The sequence below is a fragment of the Achromobacter sp. RT286_PF genome (assembly GCF_059760425.1).
In genome coordinates, this window is record NZ_JCBAMR010000029.1 from 35,364 (window position 1) to 53,805 (window position 18,442).

16 protein-coding genes are annotated in these 18,442 nt (G+C 65.9%); 7 read left to right on the forward strand and 9 right to left on the reverse strand.

What is annotated here, in order from left to right; all coding sequences use genetic code 11:
• Positions 1-25 precede the first annotated feature (25 nt).
• Positions 26-757 carry a 16S rRNA (uracil(1498)-N(3))-methyltransferase gene (locus AC6LJY_RS20295; RefSeq protein WP_485857975.1) on the reverse strand — a complete coding sequence of 244 codons (732 nt, stop codon included), beginning with the start codon at positions 755-757 and terminating at the stop codon, positions 26-28.
• A gap of 217 nt (positions 758-974) precedes the next feature.
• On the opposite strand from AC6LJY_RS20295, the gene tkt reads away from it, so the two are divergent.
• The 3 genes from tkt (at position 975) to AC6LJY_RS20310 (ending at position 5,326) form a co-directional block, all read left to right on the forward strand.
• Positions 975-3,011, forward strand: coding sequence for a transketolase (tkt, locus tag AC6LJY_RS20300; RefSeq protein ID WP_314359802.1), 2,037 nt, complete (start codon positions 975-977; stop codon positions 3,009-3,011).
• 14 nt (positions 3,012-3,025) lie between these two features.
• Positions 3,026-4,036: a type I glyceraldehyde-3-phosphate dehydrogenase gene (gene gap, locus AC6LJY_RS20305; protein WP_046804368.1), complete on the forward strand. Its 1,011-nt coding sequence runs from the start codon at positions 3,026-3,028 to the stop codon at positions 4,034-4,036.
• Between the two features lie 93 nt (positions 4,037-4,129).
• Positions 4,130-5,326, forward strand: a complete 1,197-nt coding sequence (locus AC6LJY_RS20310; protein WP_498136633.1) for a phosphoglycerate kinase — start codon at positions 4,130-4,132, stop codon at positions 5,324-5,326.
• 110 nt (positions 5,327-5,436) lie between these two features.
• Here AC6LJY_RS20310 and AC6LJY_RS20315 read toward each other — a convergent pair whose 3' ends face one another.
• Positions 5,437-6,420, reverse strand: coding sequence for a Bug family tripartite tricarboxylate transporter substrate binding protein (locus AC6LJY_RS20315; protein WP_104144601.1), 984 nt, complete (start codon positions 6,418-6,420; stop codon positions 5,437-5,439).
• A gap of 340 nt (positions 6,421-6,760) precedes the next feature.
• Here AC6LJY_RS20315 and AC6LJY_RS20320 point away from each other — a divergent pair, with 340 nt between their 5' ends.
• Positions 6,761-8,452 carry a SulP family inorganic anion transporter gene (locus tag AC6LJY_RS20320; RefSeq protein ID WP_185975369.1) on the forward strand — a complete coding sequence of 564 codons (1,692 nt, stop codon included), beginning with the start codon at positions 6,761-6,763 and terminating at the stop codon, positions 8,450-8,452.
• A 2-nt stretch (positions 8,453-8,454) separates the two neighbouring features.
• Here AC6LJY_RS20320 and fabI read toward each other — a convergent pair whose 3' ends face one another.
• From fabI to AC6LJY_RS20350, 6 genes are all read right to left on the reverse strand, one after another.
• A complete protein-coding gene (gene fabI, locus AC6LJY_RS20325) occupies positions 8,455-9,255 on the reverse strand; it encodes an enoyl-ACP reductase FabI (RefSeq protein ID WP_046804489.1) in 801 nt (266 codons plus the stop codon).
• 26 nt (positions 9,256-9,281) lie between these two features.
• Positions 9,282-10,475, reverse strand: coding sequence for an acetate/propionate family kinase (locus AC6LJY_RS20330; RefSeq protein ID WP_104144600.1), 1,194 nt, complete (start codon positions 10,473-10,475; stop codon positions 9,282-9,284).
• Positions 10,476-10,568: 93 nt separating this feature from the next.
• Positions 10,569-11,513, reverse strand: coding sequence for a phosphate acetyltransferase (locus tag AC6LJY_RS20335; RefSeq protein ID WP_498136634.1), 945 nt, complete (start codon positions 11,511-11,513; stop codon positions 10,569-10,571).
• Positions 11,510-14,137, reverse strand: coding sequence for a DUF3141 domain-containing protein (locus tag AC6LJY_RS20340; RefSeq protein WP_498136635.1), 2,628 nt, complete (start codon positions 14,135-14,137; stop codon positions 11,510-11,512). The genes AC6LJY_RS20335 and AC6LJY_RS20340 overlap by 4 nt, the downstream gene beginning before the upstream one ends.
• Positions 14,138-14,398: 261 nt before the next feature.
• Positions 14,399-15,034, reverse strand: a complete 636-nt coding sequence (gene yfcF / locus AC6LJY_RS20345; RefSeq protein ID WP_082134442.1) for a glutathione transferase — start codon at positions 15,032-15,034, stop codon at positions 14,399-14,401.
• Positions 15,035-15,210: 176 nt separating this feature from the next.
• Positions 15,211-15,540, reverse strand: a complete 330-nt coding sequence (locus AC6LJY_RS20350; protein ID WP_314359815.1) for a DHCW motif cupin fold protein — start codon at positions 15,538-15,540, stop codon at positions 15,211-15,213.
• 223 nt (positions 15,541-15,763) lie between these two features.
• On the opposite strand from AC6LJY_RS20350, the gene AC6LJY_RS20355 reads away from it, so the two are divergent.
• From AC6LJY_RS20355 to AC6LJY_RS20365, 3 genes are all read left to right on the forward strand, one after another.
• Entirely contained in the window at positions 15,764-16,705 is a 942-nt protein-coding gene (locus AC6LJY_RS20355) for a DnaJ C-terminal domain-containing protein (protein WP_498136647.1), read from the forward strand.
• 2 nt (positions 16,706-16,707) lie between these two features.
• Entirely contained in the window at positions 16,708-17,022 is a 315-nt protein-coding gene (locus tag AC6LJY_RS20360) for a chaperone modulator CbpM (RefSeq protein ID WP_046804377.1), read from the forward strand.
• 70 nt (positions 17,023-17,092) lie between these two features.
• Entirely contained in the window at positions 17,093-17,707 is a 615-nt protein-coding gene (locus AC6LJY_RS20365) for a glutathione S-transferase family protein (protein WP_046804378.1), read from the forward strand.
• Positions 17,708-17,711: 4 nt separating this feature from the next.
• On the opposite strand, the gene AC6LJY_RS20370 is transcribed toward AC6LJY_RS20365, so the two are convergent.
• Positions 17,712-18,368 carry a DsbA family protein gene (locus tag AC6LJY_RS20370; protein ID WP_498136636.1) on the reverse strand — a complete coding sequence of 219 codons (657 nt, stop codon included), beginning with the start codon at positions 18,366-18,368 and terminating at the stop codon, positions 17,712-17,714.
• Between the last annotated feature and the right edge of the window lie 74 nt (positions 18,369-18,442).

An 18,442-nucleotide genomic window follows, 5' to 3' on the forward strand; every position in this document is an offset into this window, starting at 1 on the left:
GGATGATTAACCGCGCATCCTTCCGCTACCAGCCCATCAACGCGCCGACTGCCGCCAGCAGCGCCAGCCCGGCCGTTTCGGTGCGCAGCACGCGCGGGCCGAAGCGAACCGCCTGGACGCCGGCCTGGCGGGCCAGTTCCAGTTCTTTGTCTGACCAGCCGCCTTCGGGGCCGACCAGCAAGGTCAACGCCTGCAAGTCCGGCGTGGCGCGCAGCTTGCCGGCCAGATCGTCGCCGGCTTCCGGGTGACACAGCAGCCGCAGGCCGTCCGCCGGCTGGGCCAGCCAATCGGCAAGCGTTTGCGGCGCATCCACCGCCATCAAGCGGTTGCGGCCGCATTGTTCGCCGGCCGATTGCGCAATGCGCTGCCAATGCGCCACGCGCTTGTCCAGCCGAGGGCCCGATAACTGCAACACGCTGCGTTGCGCGGCAATGGGGCTGACGCGGGCGGCGCCCAGCTCAACCGCTTTTTCCACCACCCAATCCATCTTGTCGCCGGACGGCAGACCCTGCACAAGCGTGATGCGCCCGGCAAGCTCGGCTTCGCGCGGGTTGAAGTCGCCCAGCGTGGCGTAGCCCGCCTTGCCGTCCACTTCAAGCACGGCCGGGTATTCGCCGCCCTGGCCATTGAACAGCACAACGGTTTCGCCCGCTTTCAAGCGCAGCACGCGCAGCGCGTGGTGCGCCAGGGCGTCGGGCAAGGCGATACGGGTACCGGCGGAAAGGGCGATGTCGCAGAAGAAGCGGGGGGCGGACATGAGGTTCGGGCGAAGAGGGCGGCTACGAGGGCGCGGGCAATCGGATTATTCGAGCGCGTAGCCTACCACTTTGATTCCCGAGGACACGCTTGTTTACATCGGGCTTAAGGGCGATGGCGTGAGGGAAATCCCCTGATGCTAAAATCGTCTGCTTCGCAACCCACTCAACTGGCCCCTATATTTCCCGTAGGCGCGCCAGCTTCAAAGAGCCTTCCGAATGAGCAATCCGACCGCCCCTAAACTTGCCTTGGCGGATGCCATCCGCGCCCTAGCGATGGATGCAGTGCAACAAGCGAACTCCGGGCATCCGGGTGCTCCCATGGGCATGGCGGAAATCGCCCAGGCCTTATGGACGGGCAACCTGCGCCACAACCCGAAGGATCCCGCCTGGGCCAACCGCGACCGCTTTGTGCTGTCCAACGGCCACGGCTCGATGCTGATCTACGCGCTGTTGCATCTGACGGGTTACGACCTGTCGATCGACGAGCTCAAGAATTTCCGCCAGCTGCATTCCAAGACGCCGGGTCACCCCGAAGTGGGCATCACCCCGGGCGTGGAAACGACCACGGGCCCGTTGGGCCAGGGCCTGGGCAATGCCGTGGGCATGGCGCTGGCCGAAGCGCTGCTGGCCGCTGAATTCAACAAGCCCGGCCACACCATCGTCGACCACCACACCTACGCCTTCACCGGCGACGGCTGCCTGATGGAAGGCATCTCGCACGAGGTGTGCTCGCTGGCTGGCACGCTCAAGCTGTCCAAGCTGGTCGTGCTGTATGACGATAACGGCATCTCGATCGACGGCCACGTTGAACACTGGTTTGCCGACGACACCGCCAAGCGCTTCGAAGGCTACGGCTGGAACGTGATCCGGGGCGTTGACGGCCACGACGTCGCCGCCGTGGACGCCGCCATCAAGGCCGCGCGTTCGCAGTCGGAAAAGCCCACGCTGGTGATCTGCCGCACCGTCATCGGCAAGGGTTCGCCCAACATGGCCGGCACGCACAACGTGCACGGCGCGCCGCTGGGCAAGGACGAAATCGCCGCCACGCGCGCCGCGCTGGGCTGGTCGTCGGAACCGTTCCAGATTCCGCAAGACGTGTATGACGGCTGGGATGGCCGCAAGTCGGGCGCCGCGGCCCAAGCCGAATGGCAGACCGCGTTTGACGCCTACAGCGCCGCGTTCCCCGCCGAAGCCGCTGAGTTCACGCGCCGCATGAAGGGCGAAATGCCTGAGGGTTACGCCGACCAGTTCAAGGCTTTCCTGGCCTTAACGCTGGAAAAGGCCGAAACCGTCGCCACCCGCAAGGCTTCGCAATTCGCGATCGCCGCGCTGGCGCCGTTGCTGCCCGAAATGCTGGGCGGTTCCGCCGACCTGACCGGTTCCAACTTCACCGACTGGAAGGGCGTGGGCGCCGTTCGCGCCGGCGACAAGGGCATTCAGTTCGGCCGTCACATCAACTACGGCGTGCGTGAATTCGGCATGGCCGCCATCATGAACGGCGTGGCGCTGCACGGCGGCTACCTGCCCTTCGGCGGCACGTTCCTGACGTTCTCGGACTACTCGCGCAACGCCATCCGCATGGCCGCGCTGATGAAGCAGCGCGTGGTGCACGTGTTCACGCACGATTCGATCGGCCTGGGCGAAGACGGCCCGACCCACCAATCCATCGAACACGCTGCCAGCCTGCGCCTGATCCCCAACCTGTCGTTGTGGCGCCCTTGCGATACGGCTGAAACCGCTGTGGCCTGGAACGCCGCCGTGACGCGCCCGACCAGCATCGGCATGGACGTGCACGACGGCGGCCCGACCGCGCTGCTGCTGTCGCGCCAGAACCTGCCGTTCGTGCCTCGTGATGCCGCCACCGTGGACGCTATCGCCCGCGGCGGCTACGTGTTGCGCGATGCCGAAGGCGCCCGCGCCGTCATCATCGCCACCGGCTCCGAAGTGGCCATTGCGCTGGACGCGCAGGCGCAGCTGGCCAAGGAAGGCATCGCCGTGCGCGTGGTTTCCATGCCCAGCACCGACGTGTTCGACAAGCAGGACGCCGCCTGGAAGCAATCCGTGCTGCCCAAGGGCCTGCCGCGCGTGGCTGTCGAAGCCGGCGTGACCGCGTTCTGGCACAAGTACGTGGGCCTGGAAGGCGCCGTGGTCGGCATCGACCGCTACGGTGAATCCGCCCCGGCCGGCGCATTGTTCAAGTTCTTCGGGCTGACCGCCGACAAGGTGGCCGAGACCGTCAAACAGGTTTTGTAAAAAAGGAGCTTAGTATGACTATTCGCGTCGCCATCAACGGTTACGGTCGCATCGGCCGCAACATCCTGCGTGCCCACTACGAAGGTGGCAAGAAGCACGATATCGAAATCGTCGCCATCAACGACCTGGGTGATCCCAAGACGAACGCGCACCTGACGCGCTACGACACCGCCCACGGCAAGTTCCCGGGCACCGTCGAAGTCGACGGCGACTTCATGGTCGTCAACGGCGACAAGATCCGCGTGCTGGCCAACCGCAACCCGGCTGAACTGCCCTGGGGCGACCTGAAGGTTGACGTCGTGCTGGAATGCACGGGCTTCTTCACGACCAAGGAAAAGGCCGGCGCGCACATCAAGGGCGGCGCCAAGAAAGTCATCATCTCGGCCCCGGGCGGCAAGGATGTGGACGCCACCATCGTGTTCGGTGTGAACCACGGCGTGCTCAAGTCGACCGACACGGTCATCTCGAACGCATCGTGCACCACCAACTGCCTGGCCCCGCTGGTCAAGCCGCTGAACGACAAGCTGGGCCTGGAAAACGGCCTGATGACGACCGTTCACGCCTACACCAACGACCAGGTCCTGACCGACGTCTACCACGAAGACCTGCGCCGCGCGCGTTCGGCCACGATGAGCATGATCCCCACGAAGACCGGCGCTGCCGCCGCCGTGGGCCTGGTGCTGCCGGAACTGAACGGCAAGCTGGACGGCTACGCCATCCGCGTCCCGACCATCAACGTGTCGCTGGTCGACCTGTCGTTCGTGGCCAGCCGCGACACGACCGCCGAAGAAGTGAACAGCATCCTGAAGGCCGCGTCGGAAGGCGAGCTCAAGGGCATCCTGGACTACAACACCGAGCCCCTGGTTTCGGTGGACTACAACCACAACCCGGCCTCCAGCACCGTTGACGCGTCGCTGACCAAGGTCTCGGGCCGCCTGGTCAAGGTCTCGTCCTGGTACGACAACGAGTGGGGCTTCTCGAACCGCATGCTCGACACCACCGTCGCGCTGATGTCGGCCAAGTAAGCAACACGGTCAGTCCATAGGGGACGGATTTGTTTTCCGCCAATGCGGAAAATGGGTTCGTCCCCTTTGTTCGCCTATCGTAGGAAAGCAAATATGTCCAAGGTCAATACCCTGTCCGCGCTGGCCAAGTCCGGCGCCCTGTCCGGCAAGCGTGTGTTCATCCGCGCCGACTTGAACGTGCCGTTCGATGACGCCGGCCGCATTTCCGAAGACACGCGCATCCGTGCATCCGTGCCTGGCATCCGCCTGGCGCTGGACGCCGGCGCCGCCGTGATGGTTACGTCCCACCTGGGCCGCCCGAAAGAAGGCGTGCTGACCGACGCCGATTCGCTCGCCAAGGTCGGCCAGCGCCTGTCCGAAATGCTGGGCATGCCCGTGCAGCTGGTGCGCGATTGGGTCGACGGCGTTCAGGTCGATCACGGCCAGGTCGTGCTGCTGGAAAACTGCCGCGTGAACGTCGGCGAAAAGAAAGATGACGAAGCGCTGGCCAAGAAGATGGCCGCGTTGTGCGACGTGTACGTCAACGACGCCTTCGGCACCGCCCACCGCGCCGAAGCCACCACCCACGGCATCGCGCGCTTTGCGCCCGTGGCCTGCGCCGGCCCCTTGCTGGAAGCCGAGCTTGATGCCCTGGGCCGTGCGCTGCACGAACCCAAGCGCCCGCTGGTCGCCATCGTGGGCGGCTCGAAGGTGTCGACCAAGCTGTCGATCCTGCAATCGCTGGCCGACAAGGTTGATCAGTTGGTCGTGGGCGGCGGTATCGCCAACACCTTCCTGCTGGCTGCCGGCCTGCCCATCGGCAAGTCGCTGGCGGAACCCGACCAGGTTGAGCAGGCGCGCGCCGTGATCGACATGATGAAGCAGCGCGGCGCGGCCGTGCCGATTCCGGTGGACGTGGTGTGCGCCAAGGCATTCGGCGCGGACGCCGAAGCCACTGTCAAGGCGGCCACCGACGTGGCCGAGGACGACATGATTCTGGACATCGGCCCGCAGACCGCGGCGCAGTTGGCCGAGATCCTGAAGAAGGCCGGCACCATCGTGTGGAACGGTCCGGTGGGCGTGTTTGAATTCGACCAGTTCGCCAACGGCACCGAAGTGGTGGCGCGCGCAATCGCGGAATCGGACGGCTTTTCGATCGCCGGCGGCGGCGACACGCTGGCTGCCATCGCCAAGTACGGCATCGGCGAACAGGTCGGCTACATCTCGACCGGTGGCGGCGCGTTCCTGGAATTCCTGGAAGGCAAGACCCTGCCTGCCGTGGCCGTGCTGGAAGCGCGCGCGGCCGAGTAAGGCAGGGCGGCAGCGCCCAAGTCGTGGCGCTTGCCGCGCGCCGTTCTCCATGAAAAACGCCCCTTGGTTCGGGGCGTTTTTTTTCATCCGTGCGGGGTGCAAGGGCGGCGTTATTCCAACTTGGCGCCCGAAATTTTCACGATGTCCGCGTAGCGCGCGATTTCCGATTGGATGAAGGCGCCGAATTGCTCGGCGGTTTGCCCCGCCGGTACCAGCGCGCCCATGCTTTCCATGCGCTGCTTGACCTCGGGCTCGGCCACCACGGCGTTCACTTCCTTATTCAGGCGCTGCACCACGGCGGGCGGCGTGCCGGCGGGGGCAACGATGCCGTACCAGGCCGACGCGATCATCTTGGGCACCCCCGCTTCCTCGAAGGTGGGCACGTCCGGCAGTGCCGGCAGACGCTGGTGCGACGCCACGGCCAGCGCGCGCAACGCGCCCGCCTGAACCTGCGCCAGCGAGCCGGTGTCCAGCATCATGTCGACTTGCCCGGCCAGCAGATCCGACACGGCGGGGCCACTGCCCTTGTACGGAATGTGCAGCACGTCGGCGCCCGTCAGATGCTTGAACATCGCGCCCGCCAGATGCTGCGAAGACCCTACGCCGCCCGAACCGTAGTTCAACTTGCCGGGCTCGGCCTTGGCGCCGGCGATCAGGTCGGCCACCGATTTGAAAGGCGATTGCTTGGGCACTTCCAGAATGTTGGGGATCTCGGCCACGAAAGCCACAGGCGCGAAGTCCTTGGACGCATCGAAGCCCAAGCGGGAATACAGATGCGGGTTTGCCGCGTTGGTCGAACTGGTGGCCATCAGCAACGTGTAGCCGTCGGCCTTTTCGCGCACGAACGACGCCGTGCCGATATTGCCGCCCGCGCCCGCCTTGTTGTCCACGATCACCGTCTGGCCCAAGCGGTCGGTCAGGCGTTGCGCCAGCAGGCGCGCCAGGGAATCGGTGGCGCCGCCCGGGGGCCAGGGCACCACGAGCTTGATGGGGCGCTCGGGGTAAGTCTGGGCGTGGACAGCGGGGGCGATGCCGGCAGCAAGCGCGGTCAGAACCAGGGCGCGGCTGACGCGCCGCAGAATGGGCAAGGACATGGAGTCTCCTGAAATGCCGGCCTTGGGTCCGCGCCGGGTGGCAAGGGCGGTAGGCCGTGTCGGTGTGCGATGGTGCGGCGTGGCGCCGCTTTTCTTATGCCGAAGGACTCTACGCAATCCGGCTTTTCGATAAAAGAGATAAAAACGCAACGATCTTCATTCCTTTTGGGAATATTTTGGGTCGTCCAAGCCCGGCGTGTTTTTCTGAAGGTGGCAAAAAAGCCCGCCTGATTTCGTGGCGACTTGATCTGAAGCCGTTGCCGTGGCTTGGCCTTGGTGTAGCCTTGACCGTCTATGCGTGTTGTCGCGCAGTCTCTTCGATCAGGTCGCTTGCAGCATCATGAACCTACGTTTTTTTCCCGGCCTGAATAATTTCCGCGGCATGACGCGGGAATCGGCACGACGCGACATCATGGCGGGCCTGAGCGTGGCCGCCGTCGGCCTGCCGGTGGGCCTGGCCTACGCGGCGATGATGGGCGTGCCGCCCGTGGCCGGGCTGTGGGCCGCCATTGCGGGAATGTTGGGCTATGCCTTGTTCGGCTCGTCGCGCACGCTGATCGTGGGGCCGGACACGGCCACCTGCACCCTTATCGCCGCCACCTTGACCGGCATGGCGCTGACCTCCCCGGAAGACCGGTTGGTGGCCGCCACCGGCATTGCATTGACCGTGGGCGTCGGCTGCCTGATTGCGCGCGTGCTGCGGCTGGGCGTTCTGGCCAACCTGCTGTCGCGCCCCGTGCTGATCGGCTACATGGCGGGCGTGGCGATCACGCTGGGGCTGTCGCAACTGAGCGGGCTGACGGGGGTGGGGCTGCGCAACAGCGGGCTGGTGCACCCCTTCCTTGAGCTATCGCGCCGTATCCAGGAGATCCAGATTCCCACACTGTGCCTGGGGCTGGCGTCCTGCCTGTTGCTGGTGGCCTTCAAGCGCTGGCGCCCGACCTGGCCGGGACCCATCTTGCTGGTGGTGGGCGGCTGCCTGTTGTCATGGCTATTCGATTTTCCCAGCCTGGGCATCGCGGTGGTGGGCGAGGTGCCCGCCGGCTTGCCGGGCATCAGCCTGCCGGTTCGGCTTGAGGGCGTCGACAGCATTCTGCTGGGCGCGGCGGGCGTGCTGGTGGTCAGCTTTTCCAGCGGCATCGTCACCGCGCGCAGCTTTGCGGCGCGTACGGGCGAACACGTGGACCCCAACCGCGAGCTGGTGGGCTTCGGCGCGGCCAATGTGGCGGCCGGTCTGTTCCAGGGTTTTGTGGTGACGGGCGCGGATTCGCGGACGGCGGTGGGCTTGGTGGCGGGCGGCTCGTCGCCGCTGGTCAGCGTCAGCGCCGCCTTGGCGTTGGCCATCGTGGTGGGCCTGTTGAGCGCGCCCTTGTTCTGGCTGCCACAGGCGGTGCTGTCGGCCATCTTGTTGCTGGCCGCCGCCAGCCTGTTCGACGTCAAGGCCTTCCTGCGCCTGGCGCGAATTTCCCGCATCGAACTGGCGTTTGGCATTCTGGCTGCCGTGGGCGTGGTGGGCTTTGGCGTGCTGCGGGGCGTGGCGGTGTCGGTGGGGGCGACCTTGCTGTACGCGATGTATGTGTCGGGCAACCCGCGCGATGCGCTGCTGGGCCGGCTGCCCGGCGAGTCCGTATTGGGCAAGCTGCACCTGAATCCAGATGCGCATCCCGTGCCCGGCACGGTGATCTGGTTGTTTGAATCGTCGATCTGGTTTTTCAACGCCGATGCGTTTCGGCGCCGCGCGCGCGACGTTATCGAGCAGGCGGCGGCCGACACCCAGTGGTTCGTGCTGGATGCCGAGGCCATGACGCAGGCGGATGCCGATGCGGTGGAAGCGCTTTATGAACTGAAGCGCGAACTGGACGCCCGCAACATCACCTTGTTGCTGGCGGGCGGGCACGGCCAGTTCCGCATGGCGCTGGAGCGTTCGGGGCTGGTAAAGAAGATCGGCCGCGACAAGATCTTCGGCACCCCGGAACAGGCGGTCGATGCGATCGAGCGCTGGCGCCAGGCGCCGCCGGCCACCTTGGCCTGAGCCTAATCGATGATGTGATAGCCGCCGTCGATATACAGCGTCTGGCCCGTCATCAGACGCGCGGCGTCGGTGGCCAGCCAGGCGGTGGCTTCGCCCACGTCGTCGATGGACACCAGGCTGCGCGCGGGCGCCTTGGATTGGGCGCGGTCCAGCAGGGCATCGAATTCGGCAATGCCCGATGCGGCGCGCGTTTTCAATGGCCCGGGCGAAATCGCGTGCACCCGGATGCCCTGCGGCCCAAGCTCGGCGGCGAGGTAGCGCGTGGCGGATTCCAGCGCGGCCTTGACCGGACCCATCATGTTGTAGTGCTCGACGACCATCTGCGAGCCGTAGTAGCTCATGCAGAACAGCGCGCCGCCTTTTTTCATCAACGGTTCGGCCAGTTTCGCCATGCGGATGAAAGACCAGCACGACACGTCCATGGCTTGCAGGAAGCCTTCGCGCGAGCAGTCGGTAACGCGGCCGTGCAGGTCGGCGCGCGGGGCGAACGCAATGGAATGCAGCACGAAATCGAGCTGTCCCCATTCGGCCGTGATGCGGTCGAACACGGCTTCGAGTTCGCCGTCGTTCAGCAGGTTAAGCGGCATCAGCAAGGGCGCATCCACCTGGCGCGCAAGCGGCTCGACGTGGGGCAGCGCCTTGTCATTCAGATAGGTCACGGCCAGTTCGGCGCCCATGGCGCGAAACGCCTTGGCGCAGCCCCAGGCAATGGAATCGGCGTTGGCGATGCCGGTGACCAGGCCGCGCTTGCCAGCCAGCGGCAGCGCCGCGCTAGAGGAGGGGGCGGGGGCGGGGGAGTTCATCGTCGGCTTGCTCATTGTTGGCTTGCTCATCGTTGGCGCACCAAAGCCAGCGTGTGCTGCGCGATGATCAGCTCTTCGTTCGTGCGCACCACGTAGACGCCGATGCGGCTGTCGTCGCTGGAAATGCGCGGGCCTTGATGGGCGTTGCGCTCGGGGTCCAGCTTGATGCCCAGCCAGCCCCAGTGGTCCACGATCATCTGCCGGATCTGGGGCGAGTTCTCGCCCACGCCGGCGGTAAAGACGATGCCGTCGATGCCGTTCATGGCGCAGCCCATGCCGATGATGCCTTCGGCCACGCGCCACGCGAAATATTTCAGCGCCAGCTGGGCCGACGGCGCGTCGCTGGCCAGCAGTTCCCGCATGTCGTTGCTGATGCCGGACAGGCCCTTCATGCCGCAGTCGTGATACAGCAGGTGTTCGATCTGGTCGTGGTCCATGCCGCGTTCCATCATCCACAGCACCACGCCCGCATCCAGCCGGCCCGGGCGCGTGCCCATGGGCAGGCCTTCCAACGCCGTGAAGCCCATCGTGCTGTCCACGCTTTTGCCTTCATGCATGGCGCAGGCGGACACGCCGGAACCCAGGTGCGCGGCAATGATCTTGCCCATGGCCAGTTCGGGCAGTGCCTGCTTCAAGCGCTGCGCGATGTATTCATAGGACAGGCCGTGAAAGCCATAACGGCGCACGCCTTCCTGGTACAGCGATTCGGGCAGCGCGTAGCGGTCGGCCACGTCGGAATGGCTGCGATGAAACGCGGTATCGAAGCACGCCACTTGCGGTATCCATGGCCGACGCTCGCGGATGACGCGGATGGGCGCCAGGTTGTTGGGCTGATGCAGCGGAGCCAGCGGCGTGAACGTGTCCAGCTTGGCCAGCACACCGTCGTCGATCAGCACGGGTTCGGACAGATCAGGCCCGCCATGCACCACCCGATGGCCCACCGCCAGCGGCGTGCCGCCCAGATGGCCGCTAAGCCACGTGCCCACGACTTCCTGCGCGTTGGGCACGTCGGGCGCATGGCCGGGCGCGATGTCGCGTTCCACCAGTGTCTGGCCCGCCGCGTCACGCACGCGCAGCTTGGGGTGCGACGTGCCGATGCCCTCAAGCTGCCCGCCCAGGCGCGGCGCAAGTTGCTCGTTGCCGTCGACGTCGTACAGGTAGAACTTGATGCTGGAACTGCCGGCATTGATGACGAGGATGGTGTCGCGGGTGTCACTCATGGCTCTGGGTTCCGGTGGTGGTGGGGGAGCGGCGAGAGGTGCGGCAATGCGTGCAGCAATAGGGGCGGCAATACTTGCGGCAATAGGCGCGCGTCAGATCAGCGGGCGGGCCGCCAACTGGCTCAGGTGGTGCGCGTAGATGGCCGCCACCGCGCACGAGGCCAGCCGCGAACGCGGGCTGTCGGCGCGGCTGGTCAGGATGATGGGCACGCGTGCGCCCAGCACGATGCCCGCTGCTTCGGCGTTGGCCAGGAACGTCAGGTTCTTGGCCAGCATGTTGCCCGCTTCAAGATCGGGCACGACCAATACCTGCGCCACGCCCGCCACGGGCGAGCGAATGCCTTTGATGCGCGCCGCCTCGGGGCTGATGGCGTTGTCCAGCGCCAGGGGGCCGTCCAGCAGGCCGCCCGCGATCTGCCCCCGATCGGCCATCTTGCACAAGGCCGCCGCTTCGATGGTGCTGGGAATATTGGGCGTGACCTGTTCCACCGCCGACAGAATCGCCACGCGGGGCTCGCCCAGCCCCAGCCCGTGATGCAGGTCGATCACGTTGCGGATGATGTCGGCCTTGGTTTCCAGGTCCGGAAAAATGTTGATGGCCGCGTCCGTGATGAACAGCGGGCCGGCATAGGTGGGCACCTCCATGATGAATACATGGCTGATGCGCCGGCCGCTGCGCAGCCCCGTTGTGCGCGCGACGACTTCATGCATGAGTTCGTCGGTGTGCAGGCTGCCCTTCATCAGCAGCGTGGCCTCGCCGTTGCGCACCAGCGCCACGGCGGTTTCGGCGGCAGCGTGGCTGTGCGGCGCATCCACGATACGGGCATCGCCCAGGTTCAGCTTGAACTGCGCGGCGGTATCGCGGATCTTCTGTTCCGGCCCCACCAGGATGGGGTGCAGCAAGCCGAGGTCACGCGCCTCCAGGGCGGCCGACAAAGACGGTTCGTCGCAAGGGTGGGCGATGGCGCAGAAAGCGGGCTCCAGCGTCTGGGCGCGCGCGATCAGCGTGTCGTAATGCGTCGAGGTGGGCGGTGTCATGCGCGCTTGGCCTTGGCGGGTTGACCGGCGCCGGCGGTGCCGGCGGACTTGGCGGCGGGCTTTGCCGCGCGCTTGGCCGCGGTCTTTGCGGCGGGTTTGGCCCCGGCCGTGTCAGCCGGCTTCCCGGCTGTCTTGCCGGTGCTGTTCGCGGCAGGCTTGGCATCGGACCTTGCGGTGGCCTGGGTTGCGGACTTTGCGGCAGACTTTGCAGCGGACTTTGAGGCCGACTTTGAGGCCGACTTTGCGGCGGGCTTTCCAGCGGACTTCGGTGCCGACTTCGGTGCCGACTTCGCCACCGAGTCTTCCGCCGATTTGGCGGCTGCCGGGTGCGGCTTGGCGGTTTTGGTCGGTACCTGGGCGGCTGCGTCGATCAAGCTCAACGAAGGCGCGGTCGGCGCCGGGGCCAACGTCAGCTGCGCGGGCGCGTGGGTCTGCTCGCGCTTCTGTGCACGGCGTTCGGCGGCTTCGAAGATGCGCTCCATTTCCGTCAGGCTTTCGCGCGCGGCCGGGCTCAGCGGTTCGGCAGCTTCCAGCACGTGCTTCATGGTGTTCAGCGCGTCGCGAATCGCGGCCGGCGATGACTTGTCCAGCAGGCGCGGCATGGCCTGAATGGCGGCGTCGGAATCCAGCGTCAGGATCAGGGCCTGGTCGCGTATGGTGTCCTTGAACTCCTGTAGCGTCATGGCGTTGTCGGACTCGGCGCGCACTTTGCGGATCAGTGCAAAGCTGCGTTCGTCCAGACCGCCTTCCGCGCCGGACACGTACAGCAGCATGCGGATCGCGGCCACGCGCAGGCCGCCTTCCTGGAGCAGCGAACGCAGGTCCGCCGTGCGTTCTTCCATGAAGCGGCGATGCTCGGGCGACACGCCCGGGTGCTTGCGCGGGGGGCCGGACCGTGCGCCCAGCCCGGCCAGGTCCTGCACCAGCGGCGATCCGTACACGCCCATGAACGTGCGTTCGTCCGCCGAGTCGCGCATTTCCTGCCAGATGTTCAGGCTGGTTTCGACCCAGTTCGAGAACATTTCCTGCGCCATCAGGAACGGGTTCGACTCGGACACCGGCTGGCGGTGCGCGCGAACCTGTTCCGCCACCTTCGCAATGGGCGCGATGGCCGGGTTGCGGTCCGAAATCAGCTCGTAGGGCAGGCGCAGCGGATGCAGTCGTTGCGCCCATTCCGCCGACTGCGGCGTGACCATGGCGCGCAGCCACGGTTGCACGAAGCTGCGGTACATGCCCAGGTTGATGTCCGAAATGCGGGCCACGGCGGCAAAGCGCCGATCGTCCTCTTCCTTGCGGTCGACAATGGTGCGCACATCATCCAGCGTGCGCTGCTCGAACGACAGCACGTAGTTGCCGAATGCCAGGTCGGCGTTGGGCGTGTCGGGCGTCTTGTCGGCGATTTCGGCCTCGTAGATGCCCGGCGGCAGGACGTCAATCATGTCGATGTTCGACGTGAACTCCTGGTGTTCCTTGCGGGCCACGCTGCCCGACACGAAGATGCCCAGGTGGCCGATGCTTTCGTGGACGGCATAGACGATGGTCTGGCCATGAGCCAGCACTTCGGCTTCGTTCTGGTACAGGTCGGGAATCCAGCCCAGTGCTTGCGGCGGGGGCGTGATGTTGTCGCCCTTCGAGCAGAACACCACGATGGGCGAACGGATATTGCGCAGGTCGATGCGGATGCCGTCCGAGGTGACCAGGCCGGCCGTGGCCAGGCGGTTGCCCACGAACAGGTTGTCCACGATGTACTGGATTTCGGGGCCGTTCAAGAAGACGTGGCCGCCCCACCATTTTTCAAAGCTCAGGTAGCGCTGGGCCTCGGTGTCCACCTTGGAATACAGGTTGTACTGCTTGGACCAGAGCGTATTGGCGGGATTCAGGTTTTCGAAGTTCTGCACCAGCCAGGCGCCGTCGAACTTGCCGTTACCCAGGTCGCTGGTCATTGCCGTCAGCCAGCTGCCCCCGAGCAAGCCGCCGGAATAGCGCATGGGATTCATCCCGCGCCAGCCCGCCCAGTACGACAGCGGGGCGCCGGCCACGATGATCGGGCCGAACAGTTCGGGGCGTATGGCGGCGGTCATCATGATCTGCCAGCCGGCCTGGCAGTTGGCCACCACCACGGGCTTGCCTTCCGCATCCGGATGCAGCGCGATGATTTCTTCCAGGAAGCGCGCTTCGGCCATCATCACGTCTTCGACGGTCTGCTCCGGCATGGGCTGGGGCAGGAAGGTGGCGAAGTAGCAGGGGTGGCCGGCACGAATAGCTACGCCGATTTCGCTTTCGGGCTTGAAGCCGCCGATGCCCGGGCCGTGGCCGGCGCGCGGGTCAACCACCAGGAAAGGGCGCTTGATCGGGTCGGTTTCCACGCCTTCGGGCGGCTTGATGCGCAGCAGCCCGTAGTTGACGAGGCGGGGCAGTTCGCGGCCGTCCAGCACAAACTCGGACTCCATGCTCAGCACGTTGGGCGCGCGCTTGGCCATGTGGTCGTGGTACTGGTTGCCGCGCTGGCGCAGCACGTCGGCGTAGAGCACGCCGCGTTGCCAGGCGTCCAAGGCGTATTCGTAGGCGGCCGTCCAGGGGTTCATGGGCGGGGCGGGGACGCGATCGTTGCCGGAATCGGCCATGGCGATCTCCTGTAAGTTGCTTCCGGCGGCGACGTGCCGCCGGGCCGGCCCCGAGTGGAACCGGCCAAGTTGACCTCCCCATTACACCGCAACGAATGCTGCGCCGCAACATAAGTCGGAGGGGGGCCTGCAAAAAAGCGTTAAGCGTCCCTGCTTTTCAGATGTGTCCGACAACGCTGCCGGACCCCGGTGGGCGGCGGCGTCGCTTGCAAGACGGTCGTGCAGTGGCTGCTGCCACGGCGCCGTGGCGTGAACAGGCGTTTAGTCGCGCGCGGCGGCGTTGTGCTCCAGCCATTTCTGGACAGACGGGCGTTGCCACTGCGCGTCGACGTAGGCGCGCAACGGGTCGGGCAAATCATCCAGCGCCAGGCGCTTGAGCATCACGGCCAGGTCCAGGTCAGCAATACACCAATCGTCGAACAGCGTGGTCTGGCCCACGCCGATCAGATAGCTGGCCACCTGTGTCAGCTTGGCCGAGGCAGCATGCGCGGCGTCCGACAAGGGCTGCCCCGGGGTGCCGTAGAACACGGTTTCGGTGGGGCGCTCCTGGCGCAAGGGGGCCAGGTCGCTGCGCAGCCACGCCTGCAACTGGCGGGCGCGGGCGCGTTCGCGCACCCCCGACGGATACAGCGCGGCGTGCTTGGGCGCGGGAAAAACCTCTTCCAGGTATTCGGCGATGACGCTGGATTCCGTCAGGTTGAAATCGTCATGCGTCAGCGCGGGGACCCGGGCAGTCAGCGCCCGACATTGGTAGGGCTGCATCCGTTGCTCACCGGCGTTCAGGTCGATGGGGCGCACTTCGAAAGGCAATTGCTTTTCGGTCAGCGCCACGTACACCGACATGGCGTAGGGGCTAAGGAACTGGGAATCAACGTAAAGCGTAATCGGGGCGCCCAAATCTAGTCTCCGGTCAGGCGAGGGGTCTGGCAGGTGGCAATGCATCGACACGCGGCGGTGTGCCGCATGATTTTCAAAGCGTAACGCAACTGCAATTTTGCGTGTCGCGTGGCCGCGTCAGTGCGTCCCCGTGGCATTGCATCGTTGCGCTCGTTGCGCTCGTTGCGCCGGCGGGATCAATCCACGATGAAGAGCTTGGCGCCCGTGGGGGTGGACGAACGGTGCGGCTCGGCCTGGTCGGCCACCTGGTAGCTCATGCCGGGGGTCAGCACGAACTGGCGGCCGTCTTCCAGTTCAGTGTGAAGCTCGCCTTCCAGACAGAAGAGGATGTGTCCCTTGGTGCACCAGTGGTCGGCCAGGTAGCCCGCCGTGTATTCGACCATGCGCACGCGCACATCGCCAAACTGGCGGGTGCGCCAGTAGGCCATGCCCGTGTCGCCGGCGTGTTCGGTGCGTTCGACTTCGGACCAATCCGTGGTGCCGAAGGGGATGTTGCTCATCTTCATCGTGGATCCTGCGTGGGGGGAGGGCGGTGGCGGGGCCACCGGTAAAACGCCGGTAACAGCACCGGTAAAAACAGATACTACGCCACTCGGGTGACAGGCCGCATCCGCGACTTGGTCTGATATTGCGCATTGATAAATCGGTCCGCAACCCCTATCTTCTTGATATCCCAGGCCGGATACGGCACAGCCCGCGGCGGCCGAAACCCTTAAGGTGAGCTGGCATATGGAGTTCAAGGACTACTACAGCATTCTCGGGGTGGAGCGCGGCGCGTCGGAAGACGAGATCCGGCGCGCATACCGCAAACTCGCCCGCAAATACCATCCCGACGTCAGCAAGGAAAGCGACGCCGAGACCCGCATGCGCGACGTCAACGAAGCCTATGACGTCTTGCGCGACCAGGAAAAGCGGCTGGCCTATGACAACCTGGCCGCCGGCGTGTCGCCCGACGGCGGCTTTCAGCCCCCGCCCGGATGGGACGAAGGTTTCGAATTCCACCGAGGCGCGGCGCCCGGCGACGAGGCGCAGTTCAGCGACTTTTTTTCGTCGTTGTTCGGCGGCCGCGGGCAACGCGGCGGCGCGCGCCAGCAGGAGTTTCGTGCGCGCGGGGACGACCATCACGCCGCCATCGAAGTGGACCTGGAAGACGCGCTCAAGGGCGCCACGCGCGACATCAGCCTGCGGTCCATGGAAATGGACGAGCAGGGACGCCCACAGATGAAAACGCGCACCCTGAGCGTGCGCATCCCCCCGGGCGTACGCGAAGGCCAGTACATCCGGCTGTCGGGGCAAGGCATGCCCGGCTACGGCGGCGGCGAAAACGGCGACCTGTATCTGGAGGTGCGCTTCAAGCCGAATTCGCGCTACCGGGCCGATGGCCGTGATCTTTACATGACCCTGCCGGTGGCGCCCTGGGAAGCCGCGCTGGGCGCGAAAGTGAACGCGCCCACGCCCGGCGGCACGGTCGAAGTCTCAGTTCCGGCGGGGTCAGGCAACGGCCGTAAGCTGCGCCTGCGCGGCCGCGGCATTCCCGGTGATCCCCCGGGCGACCTGTATCTGGTGCTGGACCTGGTGTTGCCGCCCGCCGATAGCGAGGCGGCCAAGGCGGCCTACCGCAAGCTGCAACAGGATGCGCCGTTCAACCCGCGACGCCACATGGGGGTTTGACCATGAACAAAGTTGTCATCACCAGCGCCACCGTCGTGGGCAAATCCCAGCCGCTCAGCGCCCATGACCTGGCCCGCGCCTGCAACGCGGAAGTGGAATGGGTAGCCCAATTGGTCGAGGTCGGCATCGTCAACGCCGACGGCCGCCAACCCGAGCAATGGTGCTTCTACAGCATGGACTTGCAGCGCGCGCTGCATGCGCGCAAGCTTGAGCACGATTTCGGCGCCAGCCTGGATGCCGTGGCGCTGATCCTGGACCTGAGCCAGGAAGTGCGGCGGCTGAAAGCGCAATTGCGGGCCTTGGGCGCGGCGGAATAATCCGCAATCTGGCGTCTTTCGCCCGTGCGCAAGCCCAGGCAAAATGGTCGGTGTCCAAAGGAGGCCGACCATGCTTACGCTCTACCATGCGCCGCGTTCGCGCTCGTTCCGGGTTCTGTGGCTGCTTGAAGAACTGGGTGTGCCGTACGACACCGAAATGGTGTCCATCCGGGGCACCGACAGCGCCGGGCACATGCCCGCCGATTACATCGACATTCATCCGCACCGCAAGGTGCCGGCCCTGGTACACGACGGTGTGCCCATCTTTGAAACCCCTGCCATCGCGCTGTACCTGACGGACCTGTTCCCCGAGAAAGGCTTGGGTCCGCGCATCGGCGACCCCAATCGTGGCCCGTATCTGACCTGGTTGGCGTATTCCACCGGGGTGTTCGAGCCGGCCATGGTCGAACGCGCCTTCAAGCAGCCGCATCATGCCGGCGCCCCGGGGTGGGGGTCGGCCGACGAAGTCGAACAGGTCCTGACCCGCGTGCTGCAAGCCCGGCCCTTTTTCCTGGGCGACGCGTTTTCAGCGGTGGACATCGTGCTGGGCGGTTCGCTGCAATACATGATGCAGGTGAACGTGATTGCCGAATCGGACGTGTTCAACGGCTACATCGAACGCCTGGCCGCGCGCCCGGCCATGCACCGGGCTCTGCAACGCGACGGCGACATCGAAGAGTCCTGACCGCCTAAGCCGCCGCTTGGATCCGTTGCCGCAGGTCGGCCTGCCATTGGGCGGGGCGGCCCAGGTAGCGAGCCGGTTCCAGCAGCGTGTAAACGCCACCGAGCTCCAGCGCAAACGTGGGGAAACCGCTGCCGCCTACCCTGGCTAGCAGCTGCCGGCTGGCCGCGATGTGCGCTGCCGTGTCGGCTCCTTGCGCCGCGCCATAGGCGGCGTCGAACGCTGCGCCGTCCAGTCCGATGTCGCGCGCCAGGACGCCCAGCACGGCCGGGTCCGCAATGCGGCGGCCCTCTACGTAGTGGGCGTGCTGCAAGCGCTTGAGCAGGTCCAGCCCGCGCCCGTCAAGCTGCTCGGCGGCGAGGATGGCGGTGGTGGGGGGCTCGGAGTCAAACACCGCGCCGCTGTCGCGCAGCAGGCCGTCGAAATAGTCCTTGCCGAAGACCTGGCCGGTCAGGCCGGCGATGCGTTCGTCGTGCGGCATGACATAGCGGCGTAGCGCGTCGGTGACGGGCTGGCGGTTGCCCCCGGTCATCATGCCGCCGCCGTGCGGCGCCACGTGCAGGCCGGCGATATCGCGGGCGGCGTCCACCAGCGGCGCGGCGCCGTAGCACCAGCCGCAAAGCGGGTCGAAGATGTAATGCAGGGTGGGGGTTTGGGTAGCCATGGCGTGATGGTAGACGCGGGCTGCGGGCGGAAAAAGCCTGACGTGATCGCCAGAGTGTTGCATCGGCCGTGCAG